Origin of the sequence: Collinsella aerofaciens, from assembly GCF_015555045.1 — a bacterium.
Lineage (GTDB): Bacteria > Actinomycetota > Coriobacteriia > Coriobacteriales > Coriobacteriaceae > Collinsella > Collinsella aerofaciens_W.
The window spans coordinates 11,269-28,834 of sequence record NZ_JADNJQ010000016.1; the positions used below are offsets into that span (position 1 = coordinate 11,269).

Consider the following 17,566-nt stretch of genomic DNA (forward strand, 5'->3'; position numbering starts at 1 on the left):
GCGCTTCACTGTAGCACCCTCGCCGTCCTCAACGCGCCGCGAGCTGTCGTATCATAGTGAGGTTTACAAACATGTGGCTCAAGGCGACCGCAGGGCAGACCCCGCAAACCGACCGCTGCCGCATACCGTACCGTACGCCCAACCGATCAGGAAGGCAGGAACCAATGGTCTCTCGTATCTACGTGGAGAAGAAACCCGGGTTCGACGTCGAGGCTCAGCAGCTCAAGGGCGAGCTGACCGAAATTCTCGGCATCAAGGGCATCGAGGCCCTGAGGATCATCAACCGCTACGACGTCGAGGGCATCGACGAGGAGCTTTTCCGCTCCTGCGTGCCGACCGTCTTTAGCGAGCCCCAGGTCGATGTGACCTACGACGAGCTCCCCGCAAGCGATGGCGCCGTCTTTGCCGTCGAATTCCTGCCTGGCCAGTTTGACCAGCGCGCCGACTCCGCCAGCGAGTGCGTGCAGCTCATCAGCCAGGGCGAGCGCCCCGCCGTGCGCTCCGCCAAGGTCTATATCATCTCGGGCGCTCTGGACGAAGCCGCCATCGAGGCCATCAAGCACTACGTGGTGAACCCCGTCGAGGCGCGCATCGCCTCGCTCGACCTGCCCGAGACGCTGTACATGGAGACCCCCGAGCCCCAGCCCGTCGAGGTGCTCGACGGCTTCCGCGAGCTCGACGAGGCCGGCCTTGCCGCCTTTATCGCCGATCGCGGCCTTGCCATGGACGAGGCGGACATCGCCTTCTGCCAGCAGTACTTCCGCGATGAGGACCGCGACCCCACCATCACCGAGATCCGCGTGATCGACACCTACTGGTCCGATCACTGCCGCCACACCACCTTCGGCACCGTCCTGGACGACGTGACGATCGACGACGCCGTGGTGCAGCAAGCCTTCGACCGCTACATGGAGATGCGCCACGAACTCGGCCGCGACGCCAAGCCCGTCTGCCTCATGGACATGGGCACCATCGGCGCCAAGTATCTTAAGAAGACCGGCATCATGACCGATGTCGATGAGTCCGAGGAGATCAACGCCTGCACCGTCAAGGTGAAGGTCGATGTCGACGGCGAGGACCAGGACTGGCTGTTCCTGTTTAAGAACGAGACCCACAACCACCCGACCGAGATCGAGCCCTTCGGCGGTGCCGCCACCTGCGTGGGCGGCGCTATCCGCGACCCGCTCTCGGGCCGCAGCTATGTGTACCAGGCCATGCGCGTCACCGGCGCCGGCGACCCCACCGTCCCGGTTTCCGAGACGCTCGAGGGCAAGCTGCCGCAGCGCAAGCTCGTGACCACCGCTGCCGCCGGCTACTCCAGCTACGGCAACCAGATCGGCCTTGCCACCGGTCAGGTTAATGAACTCTATCACCCCGGTTACGTGGCCAAGCGCATGGAAGTTGGCGCCGTCGTGGGCGCCACCCCGGCAAACCACGTTCGTCGCGAGTGCCCCGCCCCCACCGACAAGATCATCCTGCTGGGCGGCCGCACCGGCCGTGACGGCATCGGTGGCGCTACCGGCTCCTCAAAGACCCAGAACACCGAGTCCATCGAGACCTCGGGTGCCGAGGTCCAGAAGGGCAACGCCCCGGTCGAGCGCAAGCTGCAGCGTCTGTTCCGCCGCGGCGACGCCTGCCGTCTGATCAAGCGCTGCAACGACTTTGGCGCCGGCGGCGTCTCGGTCGCCGTGGGTGAGCTTGCCGACGGCCTGTATGTCGACCTTGACACCGTGACCAAGAAGTACGACGGCCTGGATGGCACCGAGCTCGCCATTTCCGAGTCCCAGGAGCGCATGGCTTGCGCCGTCGCCGACGGTGACGTCGAGGAGTTCATGGGCTACGCCGCCGAGGAGAACCTGGAGGCAACCGTTATCGCCGAGGTTACCGCCGAGCCGCGCATGCGCATGGCCTGGAACGGCGTCGCCATCGTCGACCTGTCCCGCGAGTTCCTCAACTCCAACGGCGCACCCAAGCACCAGGTCGCCCACGTGTGCGCCCGTAGCGTGTGGCAGCCCAGCTGGGCCGGCACCACGCTCGCCGAGCGCATGACCTCGCTTGTCACCGACCTCAACGTCGCTTCCAACAAGGGTCTTTCCGAGCGCTTCGACTCCACCATCGGCGCCGCGACCGTGCTCATGCCCTTTGGCGGCAAGACGCAGCTCACCCCCAGCTCGGCCATGGTCGCCAAGTTCCCCGTGGACGGCGAGACCACCACGGCGAGTGCCATGGCATGGGGCTTCAACCCCTATCTGATGGAGGCCGACCAGTTTGCGGGCGCCTACCTGTCCGTGGTCGAGTCCATTGCCAAGCTCGTTGCCGCCGGCTTTGAGCACAAGCGCGCCTATCTCTCCTTCCAGGAGTACTTCGAGCGTCTGCGCACCGAGGCCGAGCGCTGGGGCAAGCCCACGGCAGCCGTCTTGGGCGCCCTCATGGCCCAAGTCGACCTGGGTGCCGGCGCCATCGGTGGCAAGGATTCCATGAGCGGCTCGTTTGAGGACGAGACCGGCGAGCTCAACGTTCCGCCGACCCTGATCAGCTTCGCTGTCGCCGTGGGCAAGGCCGCCCGCGCCGTCTCGCCCGAGTTCAAGGGCCTCACGCACCGCGTCGTCCGCATCGCCCCCGCCACCTATGGCGAGGACTACCGCCCCGACGCTCAGCAGCTGCTCGCGGCGTTTGACGCCGTCGAGGCGCTCACTGCTACCGGCAACGCCCTGGCCATCTCCACGCCCGGCTACGGCTGCGGCGCCGAGAGCCTCTTTAAGATGTGCGTCGGTAACCAGATCGGTATCGAGCTTGCCGAGGATGTAGACGTAGAGAGCCTCTTCACCCCGCTCTACGGCAGCTTTATCGTCGAGCTCGCCGAGGACGCCGAGCTGCCCGAGGTCGCCGACGGCGTTGTCGTCGAGCCCCTGGGTACCACCGTCGAGGGCTATGTCATCGACACCGGCTCCGAGGTCATCGAGCTCGCCAAGCTCCAGGAGGCCTGGGAGAGCGGCATCGAGGGCGTCTTCGCCTACCGCAGCGCCGGCGAGACCCCCGAGGTCGAGACCATCGACTTCCGCGCCAAGGATATCCACGTGTACGGCGGCGCCAAGATCGCCCGCCCGCGCGTGATCATCCCCGTGTTCCCCGGTAACAACTGCGAGTACGACAGCGCCCGCGCCTTCCGTGCCGCCGGTGCCGAGGCCGACACCTTCGTGATCAACAACCTCACGCCCGAGGCCGTCGCCGAGAGCACCCACGAGCTCGCCCGCCGTATTCGCCAGAGCCAGATCGTCATGATCCCCGGCGGCTTCTCGGGCGGCGACGAGCCCGATGGCTCCGCCAAGTTCATCACGGCGTTCTTCCGCGCTCCCGAGGTCACCGAGGCAGTCCGCGACCTGCTCAAGGCCCGCGATGGCCTGATGCTGGGCATCTGCAACGGCTTCCAGGCCCTGATCAAGCTCGGCCTGGTGCCCTACGGCGACATCGTCGATGCCACGCCCGATGCGCCCACGTTGACGTTCAACACCATCGGTCGCCATCAGAGCCGCCTGGTGCGCACCCGCATCTCGTCCAACCTGTCCCCGTGGCTGTCGCAGTGCAGCCTGGACGACCCCTACACCGTCGCCATCAGCCACGGCGAGGGCCGCTTTGTCGCCAATGACGAAGTGCTCGCCCAGCTGATCGCCAACGGCCAGGTCGCCACGCAGTACGTGGGCGAGAACGGCAAGCCCAGCATGGATCTCTCCGTCAACCCCAACGGCTCCGCACTCGCCATCGAGGGCATCACGAGCCCCGACGGCCGCGTCCTGGGCAAGATGGGCCATGCCGAGCGTCGCGGCGACAACCTGTACCGTAACGTGCCCGAGCATGTCCCCGGCGATAAGTTCATGCCGATCTTTGAGAGCGGCGTGGCCTACTTCGCTTAAACCTTTCCCATCAGGTACAATCCCTTCGGGTAACAACACCCGCCACCGACACATCCGGTGGCGGGTTCTTTTTTACTTCGCGCATGTAGGAAGGACATCATGGAAAGCCGCAAGCCGTATCTCGCCACCCTGCCCGGACTCGTCCTGGGCTGCCTCGTCTGCTGTGCGCTCTGGGGGTCGGCTTTCCCCTGCATCAAGATCGGTTACGAGCTCTTTGGCATCCCCGCGCACGATAGCGCCTCGCAACTGCTCTTTGCAGGTTTGCGCTTCACGCTTGCCGGTATCCTGGTTATCGCCGGTATGAGTGCGGCCCAGCGCCGCCCGCTCGTCCCACAGGTACGCGATATCAAGCCCATCTTTATCTTGTCGCTCTTTCAGACCATCGGTCAGTACTTCTTTTTCTATCTGGGCCTCTCGCGCGCCAGCGCCATGTCGAGCTCCATCATCGAGGCCAGCGCCAACTTCCTAGCCATCCTCTTTGCCGCCCTGGCGTTTCGCACCGAAAAGCTCGATGCGGCCAAAGTGCTCGGCTGCGTACTGGGCTTTGCCGGTGTCGCGCTCGTCAACCTTTCGGGCGCGGATGGCACCTTTGGCTTTACGCTCGACGGCGAGGGATTTATCTTGGCCTCCACTGTTGCGGGCGCCCTGTCGACCTGCCTCATTGGCATCTTCTCGCGCGAGCATGACGGCGTCTTGCTCGCCGGCTGGCAGTTTTTAGTCGGTGGCGTGGTCCTTACCGCCATCGGGTTTTTGATGGGCGGCACGTTGTCCCCCACCGAAATCGCCCCCGCCATCGCGCTCATCATCTACATGGCGCTTATCTCCGCGGTCGCCTACTCGCTGTGGTCCCGCCTGCTCGCCGTCAACCCCGTCAGCCGCGTGTCGGTCTTTGGCTTTATGAACCCGGTCTTTGGCGTGCTGTTGAGCGCACTGCTGCTCGGCGAGGGCGCTGGCACGAGCCCCGTTACCGTCATCGTTGCCCTGTTGTTGGTCTGCGGCGGCATCATCATCGTCAACAAACCCAAAAAAGCCTAGCAAGCTCGCCTTTTTAGGGAGGGCGTTCGCACACTTTAGCTTAATGGAATACATCGATGAGCTGAGGGCCGCCACGCACGCAAGCGTGCGACCCTTTTCCTAGCGTATCTGGACGCCGGCCTTCTTTTTCTCGGCCTTGACGCGGTAGAGCTCCGCGTCGGCAGCGCGAAGCAAGTCTTGCCAGGTATCGACGCCGTCACCGACCCGTGCGTAGCCGATGGACATCCGCAACAGATACGGCACCTCGGCGCGCGCGAGCTCGTCGTTGATTGCCGCGCACAGACGTATGATGTCCTGTTCCGCCGCTGCCTTTTGGAGCACCACGAACTCATCGCCACCATAACGCGCGATAAAGCCACCAGACGCCGAGCAGACCTCTTTGAGCGCAGCGGATATTACCTGAAGAGCATGGTCACCCTCCACATGTCCATAGCGATCGTTAATCTGCTTAAAGCCGTCAGCGTCCATCATAAGCAGATATACATCTTCGGCCTGATCCACATTTGAGAAGAGCGACAGCATATAGGTCTCAAAACGGTTGCGATTGTTGAGGCCAGTCAACGGGTCGGTCGAGATGAGCTGCTCCTGGCAGATGATATAGAGCAGCAACATGCTAATCATTATGCCGACACAAAGGCCAGGCACCGAGTATACGATCTGAAAGGTACCGCCCACCAGAGCGGGAACCGCAAAAAAGGCGAGGGTGCGATAAATGGCCTTCTTTTGCAGGCTTTCGACTTTTCGAGCCTGAATAAAGGCATGCAAGGACGTATATATGACGTAGCAGTAGCTAACGATAGGCTGAATCATATAAAGCGCTCCGCGACGATATACGCCCCGCGCATCGATATAGAACATAGCGTGCGTCCAGTAGCTGGTAAATGCCAGAACGACCACCAATGCGGTTGGCAACGTTAAAAGTACCACCCTATAGGGCGTGGTCAGGAGCCGTGAGCCCTGCATCGTCTCGGAATAGAAAAACCAAATGAGGCACGCGATGGCGAACAGCGAAAACGAAACCGCGTTGGAAATCCAGTTGGCCGTGATGCCTACAGGAGTGCTCACGCCGTCCGAGAGCGTCCAGATCATATCGAAGAAAATGTAGGCAGCAGACGTGTAGCCCAGCATGCTAAACAAAAGCTGCTGGGTGCTCGAGAACAGGGAGCGACGGCTTCGTACGGCAAGTCCGATAAGAATAATCATGCACAGCAGGAATATCTCGATCTTGAGTGCCTTTACCACTAGACGCCCTCCCTTCAATATCCAAGTGGCCAGAATCGCCCAATTCGAATCTGGGCAACAAACACCCCCTACTCCGCAGGGGTAAGGGGAATAATAGCAGAGCGCCCGAACGTCACTGCAAGACAGCTCTCGTTCGGGCGCTCAAACGGCGCGAGTTGCACGCCGGAATCATTGATGGATATCGATTGCTACTCGCCATCGATGTCGGTCGCGACAGCCTCTTCGATGGCCTCGACACCGGCAGGCGACAGGTCTTCCTTGCTCTGGCAGAACTTCTTATCGACCCAGCCGGTCAGAATCGGGGCCATGATTGCCGTGATGATGACGGCAGTGGCGATCTGCGCATACGCGGTGGGCGCAAGCTCGGCATAGCGCGGAGCGACCTCGGCGAGAGCAACCGGCGTGGTCATAGCCGTGCCGGCGATGGTGGAACAAGCCACGGCAGCCTTGCCGTTACCACCGCACAGGCGCTCGAACGCAAAGGTGATGGGACCGACGACAAACAGCGTGACAAGGCCCAGCAAGATGCCGGAAATACCACCGGCGATGAAGCTCGAAAGGCTCATGGACGCACCGAGCTGAAAACCAATTACAGCGATCGCGGGATTGGCGCCGGGAACCAGCAGGTTCTTGATAAACGGGAACAAGTTGCCCAGAACCATGCCGATAACGAGCGGCAAAATGGAGCCGATGATAGTACCGACAGGGATGTTGGTAAGACCCGAAACACCAAGGATGATCATCGTGACGGCGGGGCCGGCCGTAAAGAACAGGATACCGACGGCGCCCTGCTCGGACTCATCGCCGAACTCGCCCATGATGCCCGTATAGAGCGCCATGTTGCAAAACGTGATGCCGCCGATGATAGACACGGAGCTCAGACCCAGGAAGTTGTCGTTAAAGAAATATGCCACGCCTAGGCCGAGAACCGCTGCGACGACCAGCTTGGGGATCAGCACGACGATGCCGGTCTTGATGGCGCCCGGCGTGGACTTAAAGCTGATGCCGGCGCCCACAAACAGCAGGATCGCGGCAACGATGGTGTTGGAGCCACCGCGGCAGGCAGCCGTAAAGAAGCCGCCGACCTCAAAGACCTGCGGGCAGAAGGTGTTGAGCAAAAGACCGACGATCATCGGATAGATCATGATGTCGCCCGGAATGCGCGGGACCTTGAATTTCTTTTGCTCGTTGGCGGTTGCTTCCTGTGCCATGAAACCCCCATTTCCGCTGACGGGGTACAAAAGCCCACGTCACGCTTTGCTACAGTAAAGTTTGACCATGGTACCAGAAGAAATAGACCAGCTCGGTGAAAAATTCGACAAGTTGGGATGGAACGAGATTCGGCGCCCGCGACGCCACCCCTATATAAGGCTCAAGACGATATAGAGTACGGTGCCCGAGACGCAGCACCACAGCATCGATTTTGTCTTGACCGCCACGACCACGACGCCGGCGGCCGCAATCCAGGGAACCAAGGCAGGCCAGAGTCCCGCGTCGAACGCGCCGGGGCTCACCAAGTCGTTGGCGACCAGCGCGGCAAAGGCAGCGGGCGGGATATAGCCCAGGGCCTCGGTAATACGGGGCGACAGGGTCCGCCCGCGCAAGGCGAACGCCGGCGCGATGCGAAAGAACGCGATAGCAGCCCACGACGACAGCCACAGAACCAAGAACTCGTTAACGGGCATCGCGGGCACCTCTTCCGTCAAATACAGCATCGCACGCCAGCGCAATGGCAATGCCGACCACGACGCTTGCCGGCACGGCAATATTCGCGAGGCCCAAGAACTTGCATACGGCGACGGACACCGCGCCCGAAACCGCCGCGACAACGTTACCGCGCGACAGCCGCTGCGAAAAGAGCAGGCAGATAAAGAGCGAGGTGCAGACAAAGGCTGCAATGGCGGTGGGAACATCGACAACGGCGCCGACGATGGCGCCCATCGTACACGAAATGCCCCATGTTGCGATGAGGATCACGTTGAGCACAAAGGACTCGCGCGGGCCCCAATCCTCCCCTTCAACCAACTTGGCAAGCGAGATGCCATATGCCTCCTCGGTAAGTGTCGCGGCAACAGCCAGCGTCTGACGCTTCGAGGCACCCCTCAGATGCGGTGCGATCGATGCCGAGTAAAGCGCAAAACGCGAGGAGATGGCGGCAACGCTCGCGATAATCGAAGGTGCCGGCACGTCCGCCAGCCAAAGATTGCAGATCATAAACTGCCCGCTGCCCGTCACAAACGTGCTGCTCAGGGCAAAGACCATCCAGGGCTCCATTCCCGTCTGCCCCATGATCATTCCGCACGGCGCGCCTATTGCAACATAGGTAAGCATCACCGGCCAGACGGTTCTAACGATTTTGAGCACCATACGCTTCTCATCCTGACAAGGTCTCCGAGCCGCATGTAGCGATACGGCAGAATCAACATCCGACAGCAACCGAGTTCACCTACAATTGCCACCGGATCGAAAGACACAACTTTTTAGGAAGTCATTATGACAGCTATCGATCGAGACCGGGCGCGCGCGGCCTTCAAAAGCTACACCGATGCCTACGACGCCACCAACCCACGCATCGCGCTCAAAATCGAGCATACGTACCACGTGGCCGAGGCATGCGATGCCGTAGCGCGCGAGCAGGGCTGGTCGTCAGAAGATATTGACCTGGCATGGCTTTGCGGCCTGCTACACGATATGGGCCGCTTTGAGCAGCTGCGACGCTGGGACACCTTTAAGGACGTCGAGAGCATGAGCCATGCGGCGCTGGGCATCGAGGTCCTCTTTGGCGAGAATCCCGCCGATGCACCCGCCGTAACGAGCATCCGCGACTTTATAGATGACCCGGCAGAAGATGAGCTCATCCGAGCGAGCATTGCCTATCACAGCGATTTCCGTCTATCCGCGCAGCTCGACGAGCGCACGCGGAGCTTCTGCGATATCGTGTGCGATGGCGACAAGATCGACATTATGCGCACCATCGCCGACAGCACCGTCGACACCATCCTCAAGGTTGATGAGGATACATTTCTTACCAGCCACTTCTCGGTACCGACGCTTGCCGCCTTTGACGAACACCGCTGCGTCGCACGCGACGAACGCGATGAGCCGGCCGACTACTTGGTGGGGCTCATCTGCTTTATGTTTGAGCTCGTCTATCCCGCAAGCCGCGCGCTGGCGCGCAAGCAGGGCGATATCTACCGCCTGCTCGACGCGCCCTTTGGTATCGTGCGGCCCTTTACCGATCCCGCCACGCAAGCGACCTGGGAGCGCTTAAAGGACGAGATGCGCGACTGGCTGGCGCGCGCCTAGCGCTCGAGCTGGGCCAGGAGCTCCTCGACGACTTCGACGGCGTCGCCGACAACTTTGTACTGCGCAGCGCCAAAGATGGGAGCATCCGGGTCCTCGTTGACGGCGATGATGCACTCCGCGCCGCCGATGCCGGCTAGGTGCTGGATAGCACCCGAAACGCCGATGCTCACGAGGAGCTTAGGCGAAACCGACACGCCGGTCTGGCCAATCTGGTGGCGGTACTCCAGCCAACCCGCCTCCACGACGGGACGCGTGCAACCAAGCTCGGCACCCAGCGCATCGGCGAGCTTTCGCATCAGAGGCAGATTCTTCTTGGAGCCAATGCCGCGGCCCACCACGACCAGGCGCTCGGCATCGGCAATTGATGCCTGCTGCCCCCACTCCTCGGCTGGAATCGAGATATTGACGCGGGCCTTAACATCATCCGCCAGCGATACCTGGGTAATCGTGCCAGAGCGGCCGTAATCAAACTCGGGCGCTCCAAAGATGCCGGGACGCACCGTTGCCATCTGGGGACGATGATTGGGGCAGATAATGGTGGCCATCAAGTTGCCGCCAAACGCCGGGCGCGTCTGCTGCAGTAGGCCCGACTCCGCATCCATCGAAAGCACGGTGCAGTCGGCCGTAAGACCCGTCTGCGAACGCACGGCAACGCCGGGTGCCAGTTCGCGACCAAAAGCGGTTGCACCATATAGGATGGCCTCGGGTTTGCGTTCGGCTGCCAAATCGCAGATCAAGCGGGCGTAGACCTCCGCATCGTTTTGGCGCAGGCGCTCGTCGCGACAGGCCAGGACTTCGTCGGCGCCCGCGCAAACCAGATGCTCCAGGTCCCCAAGCGAGCCCTCGGGGCTCATGCCGACCAGTGCCACCAGACGGCAGCCGCGAGCATCGGCAAGCTCGCGCCCCTTGCCCATGAGCTCGTAGGCCACGGGAGCCACGGCATCGTGCTCGTCAGTCTGCACGAAGACCCAAATGTCTCGATATGCATCAAGGTCCACCGCACCAGCGGCCTCGTCACGCTCGATCGAGATAGCATTGACGGGGCAGGCGTCGACGCACCCACCGCATAGGATGCAGCCGTCAGTTACGCGGGCGCATCGGTTGGGTCGCTCGCCTTCCACTACGATGCCGCCCGAGGCACAGGCGCGAACGCAGCGACCGCAGCCGATACAGGCTTCGCTATCGATAATCAGTCCGCTCATCTATGCCATCCCCTCGATAATCTTGGCAAGCTTTGCCGCCTGCTCGGACGCCGTCCCCTCAACGGCCTCGCACGTTTGGTCACGGTCGGGCACAAACGAGCGCACGACCTGTGTCGGCGACCCGGCAAGACCGCAACGCGCGGGGTCGGCGTTCACGTCGGCGGCACTGACCACGCGCACGTCCGCCTCCTCCGCCGCGCGAATACCGGCAATACTCGGCATACGCAACTGGCCAATCTCCTTGGCAGTCGTCATCGCGCACGGCATCTCAAGGTACACCGTCTCCTCGCCGGCATCGCATCCGTGAACGAGCGCCAGCGAGCCACAGGTCGTAAAGCCCGCGCTCTGCACGCAGCTCACGTCGGTCACGCAGGGAATATCAAAGGCACCGGCAAGCTCGGGACCAATCTGGGCCGTATCGCCATCCACCGCCATCTTGCCGCAGATGAGCAGGTCGAAGTCCTCGTCGAGCGCCTCGATGCCGCACTTGAGGGCATAGGTGGTTGCCAGGGTATCGGCACCTGCAAAGGCGCGATCGGTCAGCAGCAGCGCATCGTCGGCGCCTCGAGCGATGCAGTCGCGCAGCAGCGACTCGGTCGCGGGGATGCCCATCGACACCACCGTCACGCGCACATCCATGCCAAAGCCGATAAAGTCGTCCTTCAGCGCCAGCGCGCATTCCAAAGCGCTCGCATCAAAGGGATTAATGACCGCCTGCTTGCCATCGCGCACGATGGTATTGGTCTTGGGGTCCATCTTGACCTCAGTGCTGCCCGGCACGGCCTTGACGCACACCACCATATGGAAATCGCTCATCTTCACGCGCCCCCTTTCTGGACGAGCTCATCCAAGAGCTTCTCCGAAAACAGGTTACCGCGACCCAGCTGCCCGGCAGGATCGAGCTGGAGCTTGAGCCGCGCCGACTCGACCATGGCCTCGTGACCGTACATCGTCTCCAAGAAGCCCGCCTTGATCTTGCCGACGCCGTGTTCTGCGGAGACGGCACCGCCCATGGCCGTGACCTCGGAAGCCCACTGGGCAAAGAGTTCTGCGCCGCGGCGATAATCCTGTGCATCGCGCGGCAGAATGTTCACATGCAGATGGTTGTTACCGATATGCCCCCAGGCGGCAGATTCAAGCCCACTTTCCGCCAGCGTGCGGCGATAGAGGGCGATAACATCGGCCAAGTGCGCGTTGGGCACCGACATGTCCGAACCCAGTTTGGTGATGGTGGGATCCATGCGGCGGCGCTCGTCGATGAGCATGTTGACGCTCTCGGGCACCGCATGGCGGAAGAATCGCTGACACTCGCGATCGACCTCGGTGCGCGCGACCCATGTCGCATCGCCACTGCCGCCCGCAAGCTCCAGTACCCACCCCAAGTGATACAGCTCCTCAGTCGCCTGGGCTTCGTCGTCGCAGTCGAGCTCCACGTAGACACAGACCTTGGCGTCTTTGTCGAGCGCAGGCAGCGAGGCAAACGCCGTCGACTGCTCACGCTGACGACGCAGGATATCCAGGGCGCCAGCATCGAAGTACTCGATGGCAGCCGCATGGGACAGGACGGGACGCACAGAATCGGTGAAGGACACGGCCTTGTCTTCGCTGTCGAAGAAGCAGCTCACGCCCCAAACGACCGCGGGTGCCACCTGCAGGGCAATCTCGAGTTCGGTGATGACACCGATTGTGCCACACGCACCGATAAACAGATCGATGGCATCCATATCGTCAGCAACGAAATAGCCCGAAGCATTTTTTGTCTTGGGCATGGTATAGCCGGGAAGATCGAGCTCGAGTGTACGGCCCGCTGCCGTCACGAGCGACAGGTGGCGGCCCTGGGCAAAAGCCTCGCCGCGCCGAAGCTCAAGCAAATCGCCATCAGCCAGCACGACGTGGAGTCCCGTGATATGTGGGCGCATGGGGCCGTAGGCGTAGCTGCGGGCACCGGAGGCGTTACATGCCGCCATGCCGCCCAGACAGGCAGACGCCTCGGTGGGATCGGTGGGAAAGAACTGCTCGGGAGCCTCTTGGAACTCCTCGTAGGCCTCAAGCGATGCCTGGTCCCAACCAGCGGTCGGCAGCACCTTCTTGCTCAGCTGCTTGCGCAGCTCCGAGAGCACAACGCCCGGCTCCACGCGCAGCAGAAATTGGCCTTGTTCATCGCGGCGAAGGCCCAAATAGCGATTCATACGGGAAGTATTGAGGATATGCCCGCCGTGGGGCACGGCGCCGGCGGCAAGGCCGGTTCGGGCGCCCTGAACCGTTACCGGAACACGCTCGGCATGGAGCTTTTCCAAAATGGCACGGACCTCGTTTTCCGTTGTCGGAAACGAGATGCTCGAGGCCTCGCCCGATGCGCGAGATTCATCGCGGCCATACTCTTCGAACTCGTCGGTGAAGGGTTTGATGGTTGCAGACACGCGAACTCCCCCTTTAGCTAACTACAGTGTTTGCAGGGAGATGTTACCGCATCGTTTCGTCGACGTGTTCGAGACCGTCTCCATAATTGGCGTTTTTTACGTTCGTGCAATTCGGCGAGCGGCTTGATTTCCTCGGCAGACGATGCTTTTGACACATATGGCCCCGCCGTCGCCGACCGCGCGATTGTCGCTCGAAAAAAGTTGGAGTATTTTTTGCCGCCTTTTACCTGCGGAGACGCCAATCCGTCAAGCATTTGGTCAGAAATTGGTCAAGTAGCGGCTGATAAGGTCGGCGTCGACAGCCAAAACCGATAGAAGTTTTGGCCCAGAAGCAGGGAGGTTCCCATGGCATATTACTGGCCCCAGTACGGCATCGCCATCGAAGTCGACGACGATCCCCATCTCCTGCCTTTCGACGAAGAGGCATTCCCCGATACGACGGTCTACCACGTTACCACCGATGTGATCTGCGACCCCGAGTCGTTCTCGGCGCTCGCCCACCACATCGCGCATATCCACGACATCGAGCTCCCTCCCGACTTCGACGAGCTCGTCTACTCGCGCCGTCTGATGCTTCACATGCTCTTTGGAGCGGACCCGTCCACCTTTGCGCGCATCTATACCGCCAAGGATGCCGCATGAGCGCGAAGAAGCCACCCCACTTTGCAGGCCTGGGTCGTCGCAAGAAGCTCATCGTTGCCTGCTTGGCCATCGTCTGTGCCCTTGTCGCCGTAGGACTATACGTTTGGCAGTCGCAGCCCGTACCCGAGGCGGGCGCTTCGGTTACGACGGCCGAGGGCAAAACGCGCCAGGAAATCCAAGATGAGCTCGACGCCATCGTCCGCGACAACATGATGACGATTTCGGTCGCGCCGGTCGCTCAGCTGCAGGAGGACGGCAAACTGCGCGTCAACGTGCAAAACGTCCAAGACAATAAATTTCCCCAGCGATTCCGCGTCATCCAAAACGACGAGACCATGTACGAATCCGGTGTGGTCGAGACCGACAAGACAATCGAGACGTGCCCCGCCGGCGACATCAAAGAAGGCGAGGCGTACATCGAGATCCAGGCACTCGATGCAAAGACCCTCGACAGCCACGGCAATCCGACACGTGTCAAGGTACGGGTTGAGCAAACCGAGAACTAGCCTTCCGGCCGACACGGCACCGCATGCAATTCACCAGCATTCGTCCAATCATCGCGGGGACGGCCCGCGGCGAATAGAAAGGAACGACCATGGACATCACCAGGAACATGAACGGAGTCAGAGCGCTCGTCGTGGGCACAGGGCTCGCGCTCGCGCTCGCAATGGGCGCCGCCCCGACGCCAGCTATGGCAGCCGGGCGCGTTGGAACCACGAAGGTAATGGTCAGGACCGAGATCGACAACGTTGAGTTCAAAGTTCCGACGGTTATTCCCTTCGTCGCCAAGGCCGACGGCACGCTTCAGGGCCCCTCAGAAGACGCGACCACCATCGACAATCATTCGGCCTACGGCATCCATGTCACCAACATGAAGATCGACGCCATGAACACCTGGACCATTGCCGCCGACGCCAAGGCCGGAACCGCGCAGAACTCCATCGACTTTAAGGTCGGCCCCGACGGCGCGCTCCAGAACGCCAGCGCCGCCGCGCAAGGGACGGGCCTCGATCTTTCCAAGAATGCAGCCTTCGACATGGGCTACCAGGGCATTGCCGGCGGCACGGACAAAATCAAGCTCAAGACAAGCGGAAACGTCGCCCGCGTCACGCGCGACATCTTCCGCGTAACCGGCGAAGGCGATCAGGTTGCGACGATCACCTGGACGGTCGAGCCCGGTGCGCACACGGCATAAGGCCGTCGCCCTGGCCGCCGCCGTCAGCATCCTAGCGTTTGGGCCAGCCATGGCCTTTGCCCAGCAAGAACAGGCGCAGGCCGCCACGCAAGTGACGGTCGACCTCTCGGAGCTCGACCGCGGCGACCGCGAGGAACCGTTAGCGCAGACAGGCGACAGACGATGGCTCTTGGCAGCAGGCGCCACAGCAGCAGGCGCGGGAACCGCCGGCCTCGGTCTGCACATCAAACGCAGCCAGAAACAAAACACGGACAGGCCGCACTAAATTAGCTAAGGAGACCCCATGGCATCGAAGAACCTTTTGCCCGTCGTCGCACTCTGCGGCGCGCTCGCAACCGGAACGCCTGTCGCCGCTTGGGCGACTCCCGTCATGGCAGACTCCTTACCAGTAGCCCTAAGTTCCGCACCAAATCCGTCGAGCGCCATTGCGTGCGAGCGTTTTTCGATCGCACAGGCCGTGATCTCAACCTCGGGATGCCTTCGTCGTAATACGGACGGCTCGATAGTCGTGGATATCAAGCGTTCGAACAAGGCAAACGGCTCCCAGGCGGGGTGCGCCGTCTGCACGTGGCGCTCGGTTGTGCTCGATGCGGATGGCGATCCATGCAATTTAGAGCTGCGCATCGACATCGCTTCGGTCGATGACTCGGCGAACGGAGCGAAGGTCGCCTTCGACGGTGCATTTTTCGAGAAAGGAGGCGGTATATGTCTGGGCTGCGCCGCCGCGAATGCAGACGATGCGCAGCCCACCCTCTCATTCACGGCATCGTTGCGGCTGACCAAAGCCGGTACCGATGTTATCGCGGCGGGAGAAGCGTCCCTGCTGTTCTACGCCGTCAGCACCAAAGACACAGACGCTCATTTCGAGAAGCCAGCCGGATCACTCAGCCTTACACGAGGGATAGAGGCAGGCCCTATTGAAATCGATGCCCACGCGCAAAGCAGGCAACGCATTCTTGCCGACCCGGCGCTTCTCGAAATGGAGTGGAACGGATCCGGAGCCATCGGAATTCTCCCCTCCGCGTTTGACGCCAAGACGCTCCCCCCAAACGACGAACCCATCAACGCAACCATACAAGAAGAGAGCGCGGACAAAGAAGCAGGTGCGGGCGACACGCCGTCGCCGACAAACAACGTCCCAGCTTCTCTCGAAGCGCCGAATGAGCCCGCTGCCGATCCAAACGATCCCGAGCTCGCGGACAGTCTGGGGCTTGCTGATCCTCAAGAGATCGATGAAGGTAACTGCTGCGTGCTTGCCGCGCTCGACCACACAGAGGTCATCGACGCTGCGAACATCGAAGTTGCCGCCGCCAATCAGCCCGTCCGCAAGTCGGCTATCATCGCATTTCCTGAATCCATCGAAGTCGTCTTTTTGCCATCGGGCGAGGTCGTGGCCCCAACACTGCTCACCTTGTTGGGCGCCAAGAATACTCGAAACGAAATTAAAAAGGTCACAGTTGTCGACCCTGCAACCACCGCCAAGCTGCGTCTATACGCCGTTGCTCCAGACGGAGGCAAGACCTTGGAATTCGATGGCGACACACTCCTGGCCTGGCGACGTCTGGACATTATGCAAGACGTCTCGTATCAGATCGAACTCGAAGGGTTTGATCGTGCCCGCGATGCCAATATCATCGCCGCGGCTATTGAATCCCCACAGCGGCTTATGACACTGCGCTTTGAATACTATCCCTATGTCCCGACAACCACCTGAGGCTTAAATGCCGCGCATCATTCCTAATACCACTTATATAACGTATTAGATGAGTCGCGATGTACCTCGCATTTCGTTCTGCTACGATTGCCACGTTGGCATCAATACAGGAGGGCTCATGCCGGGCTTGGGAACAATCATCAACGTTGTGCTTTTAGTTGCGGACGGTCTTTTGGGATTAGCGGGCGGCCGCTTCATTACACCGCGCATCCAAGACACGCTCATGAAAGCATCGGGGCTGTGCGTCCTGTTTATCGGCCTTGGCGGCACCATGCAAAAGATGCTCCTTATCGATGGGAAGGCGCTAGCGACCACCGGCACCACCATGCTCATCGTCTCGTTCGCCCTCGGCTCGCTCATCGGCGAGGCCATCAACTTGGAGGCCGCCATCGAGAACCTTGGCGAATGGCTCAAGCGCAAAACCGGCAGCGAGGGCGATAACGAGTTCACCAACGCTTTTGTCTCGACTTCACTCACCGTGTGTATCGGCGCCATGGCCATTGTGGGATCGATCCAGGACGGTCTGCTCGGTGACTGGTCAACGCTTGCCCTGAAAGGCGCATTGGACTGCATCATCGTCTGCACCATGACGGCGTCGCTTGGCCGCGGCTGCATTTTCTCCGCCCTGCCCGTCGCCGTGTTCCAGGGGACGATCACGCTGTTTGCCGGCGCACTCTCCCCCATCATGACTACGGCAGCCCTCGACAGCCTTTCGCTCGTAGGCTCCATGCTCATCTTCTGCGTCGGCGTCAACCTCATCCGTCCTCAGACCTTCCGCACAGCCAATATGCTCCCCTCCGTCGTCATCGCCGTCATCTACGCCCTCCTGTTCTAAATCTATCTACGCAGCAGTATCTCGAACACCTGTTTGATGCTGTGCTATGATATGAGGTCACCGA

General features: G+C 61.2%; 16 protein-coding genes. 9 read left to right on the plus strand and 7 right to left on the minus strand.

Going from position 1 to position 17,566, the window contains the following annotated elements:
• The first annotated feature begins 164 nt into the window (after positions 1-164).
• Both I2E45_RS06530 and I2E45_RS06535 read left to right on the plus strand, forming a co-directional pair.
• Positions 165-3,911 carry a phosphoribosylformylglycinamidine synthase gene (locus I2E45_RS06530; protein ID WP_195445126.1) on the plus strand — a complete coding sequence of 1,249 codons (3,747 nt, stop codon included), beginning with the start codon at positions 165-167 and terminating at the stop codon, positions 3,909-3,911.
• A 99-nt stretch (positions 3,912-4,010) separates the two neighbouring features.
• Positions 4,011-4,946 carry a DMT family transporter gene (locus I2E45_RS06535; protein WP_055287167.1) on the plus strand — a complete coding sequence of 312 codons (936 nt, stop codon included), beginning with the start codon at positions 4,011-4,013 and terminating at the stop codon, positions 4,944-4,946.
• Between the two features lie 99 nt (positions 4,947-5,045).
• Here the strand turns inward: I2E45_RS06535 and I2E45_RS10555 are convergent, their stop codons facing one another.
• From I2E45_RS10555 to I2E45_RS06555, 4 genes are all read right to left on the minus strand, one after another.
• Positions 5,046-6,188 (minus strand): GGDEF domain-containing protein, encoded by a 1,143-nt coding sequence (locus I2E45_RS10555; RefSeq protein WP_055287166.1) that lies wholly within the window; start codon positions 6,186-6,188, stop codon positions 5,046-5,048.
• 188 nt (positions 6,189-6,376) lie between these two features.
• Positions 6,377-7,399 (minus strand): 2-keto-3-deoxygluconate permease, encoded by a 1,023-nt coding sequence (locus I2E45_RS06545; protein ID WP_195445128.1) that lies wholly within the window; start codon positions 7,397-7,399, stop codon positions 6,377-6,379.
• Between the two features lie 150 nt (positions 7,400-7,549).
• A complete protein-coding gene (locus I2E45_RS06550) occupies positions 7,550-7,873 on the minus strand; it encodes an AzlD domain-containing protein (protein ID WP_195445131.1) in 324 nt (107 codons plus the stop codon).
• Complete coding sequence (locus I2E45_RS06555) at positions 7,863-8,555, minus strand: AzlC family ABC transporter permease (RefSeq protein WP_195445133.1); 693 nt, start codon at positions 8,553-8,555, stop codon at positions 7,863-7,865. The genes I2E45_RS06550 and I2E45_RS06555 overlap by 11 nt, the downstream gene beginning before the upstream one ends.
• A gap of 126 nt (positions 8,556-8,681) precedes the next feature.
• On the opposite strand from I2E45_RS06555, the gene I2E45_RS06560 reads away from it, so the two are divergent.
• A complete protein-coding gene (locus tag I2E45_RS06560; RefSeq protein WP_195445135.1) occupies positions 8,682-9,494 on the plus strand; it encodes an HD domain-containing protein in 813 nt (270 codons plus the stop codon).
• Here the strand turns inward: I2E45_RS06560 and I2E45_RS06565 are convergent.
• From I2E45_RS06565 to I2E45_RS10560, 3 genes are read right to left on the minus strand one after another with little or no spacing between them, the layout of a single operon-like run.
• The gene (locus I2E45_RS06565) at positions 9,491-10,696 is read right to left on the minus strand and encodes an electron transfer flavoprotein subunit alpha (protein WP_195445137.1); all 1,206 of its coding nucleotides are present in this window, start codon (positions 10,694-10,696) and stop codon (positions 9,491-9,493) included. The genes I2E45_RS06560 and I2E45_RS06565 overlap by 4 nt on opposite strands.
• Positions 10,697-11,512 (minus strand): electron transfer flavoprotein subunit beta/FixA family protein, encoded by an 816-nt coding sequence (locus tag I2E45_RS06570; RefSeq protein WP_117769804.1) that lies wholly within the window; start codon positions 11,510-11,512, stop codon positions 10,697-10,699. It abuts the gene before it with no gap.
• Positions 11,513-11,514: 2 nt separating this feature from the next.
• Positions 11,515-13,116 (minus strand): FAD-binding oxidoreductase, encoded by a 1,602-nt coding sequence (locus I2E45_RS10560; RefSeq protein WP_195445139.1) that lies wholly within the window; start codon positions 13,114-13,116, stop codon positions 11,515-11,517.
• Positions 13,117-13,461: 345 nt separating this feature from the next.
• Between I2E45_RS10560 and I2E45_RS06580 the strand changes: the two genes are divergently transcribed.
• The 6 genes from I2E45_RS06580 (at position 13,462) to I2E45_RS06605 (ending at position 17,502) form a co-directional block, all read left to right on the plus strand.
• Positions 13,462-13,758, plus strand: a complete 297-nt coding sequence (locus tag I2E45_RS06580) for a hypothetical protein (RefSeq protein ID WP_055287150.1) — start codon at positions 13,462-13,464, stop codon at positions 13,756-13,758.
• Complete coding sequence (locus I2E45_RS06585) at positions 13,755-14,264, plus strand: hypothetical protein (RefSeq protein ID WP_195445142.1); 510 nt, start codon at positions 13,755-13,757, stop codon at positions 14,262-14,264. Before I2E45_RS06580 ends, I2E45_RS06585 begins: the two co-directional genes overlap by 4 nt.
• A gap of 89 nt (positions 14,265-14,353) precedes the next feature.
• Positions 14,354-14,953, plus strand: a complete 600-nt coding sequence (locus tag I2E45_RS06590) for a hypothetical protein (RefSeq protein ID WP_035137056.1) — start codon at positions 14,354-14,356, stop codon at positions 14,951-14,953.
• Positions 14,937-15,218, plus strand: coding sequence for a hypothetical protein (locus I2E45_RS06595; RefSeq protein WP_035137055.1), 282 nt, complete (start codon positions 14,937-14,939; stop codon positions 15,216-15,218). The genes I2E45_RS06590 and I2E45_RS06595 overlap by 17 nt, the downstream gene beginning before the upstream one ends.
• A gap of 18 nt (positions 15,219-15,236) precedes the next feature.
• A complete protein-coding gene (locus I2E45_RS06600) occupies positions 15,237-16,667 on the plus strand; it encodes a hypothetical protein (protein WP_195445144.1) in 1,431 nt (476 codons plus the stop codon).
• A 118-nt stretch (positions 16,668-16,785) separates the two neighbouring features.
• The gene (locus I2E45_RS06605) at positions 16,786-17,502 is read left to right on the plus strand and encodes a DUF554 domain-containing protein (RefSeq protein WP_195445147.1); all 717 of its coding nucleotides are present in this window, start codon (positions 16,786-16,788) and stop codon (positions 17,500-17,502) included.
• Positions 17,503-17,566: the final 64 nt, after the last annotated feature.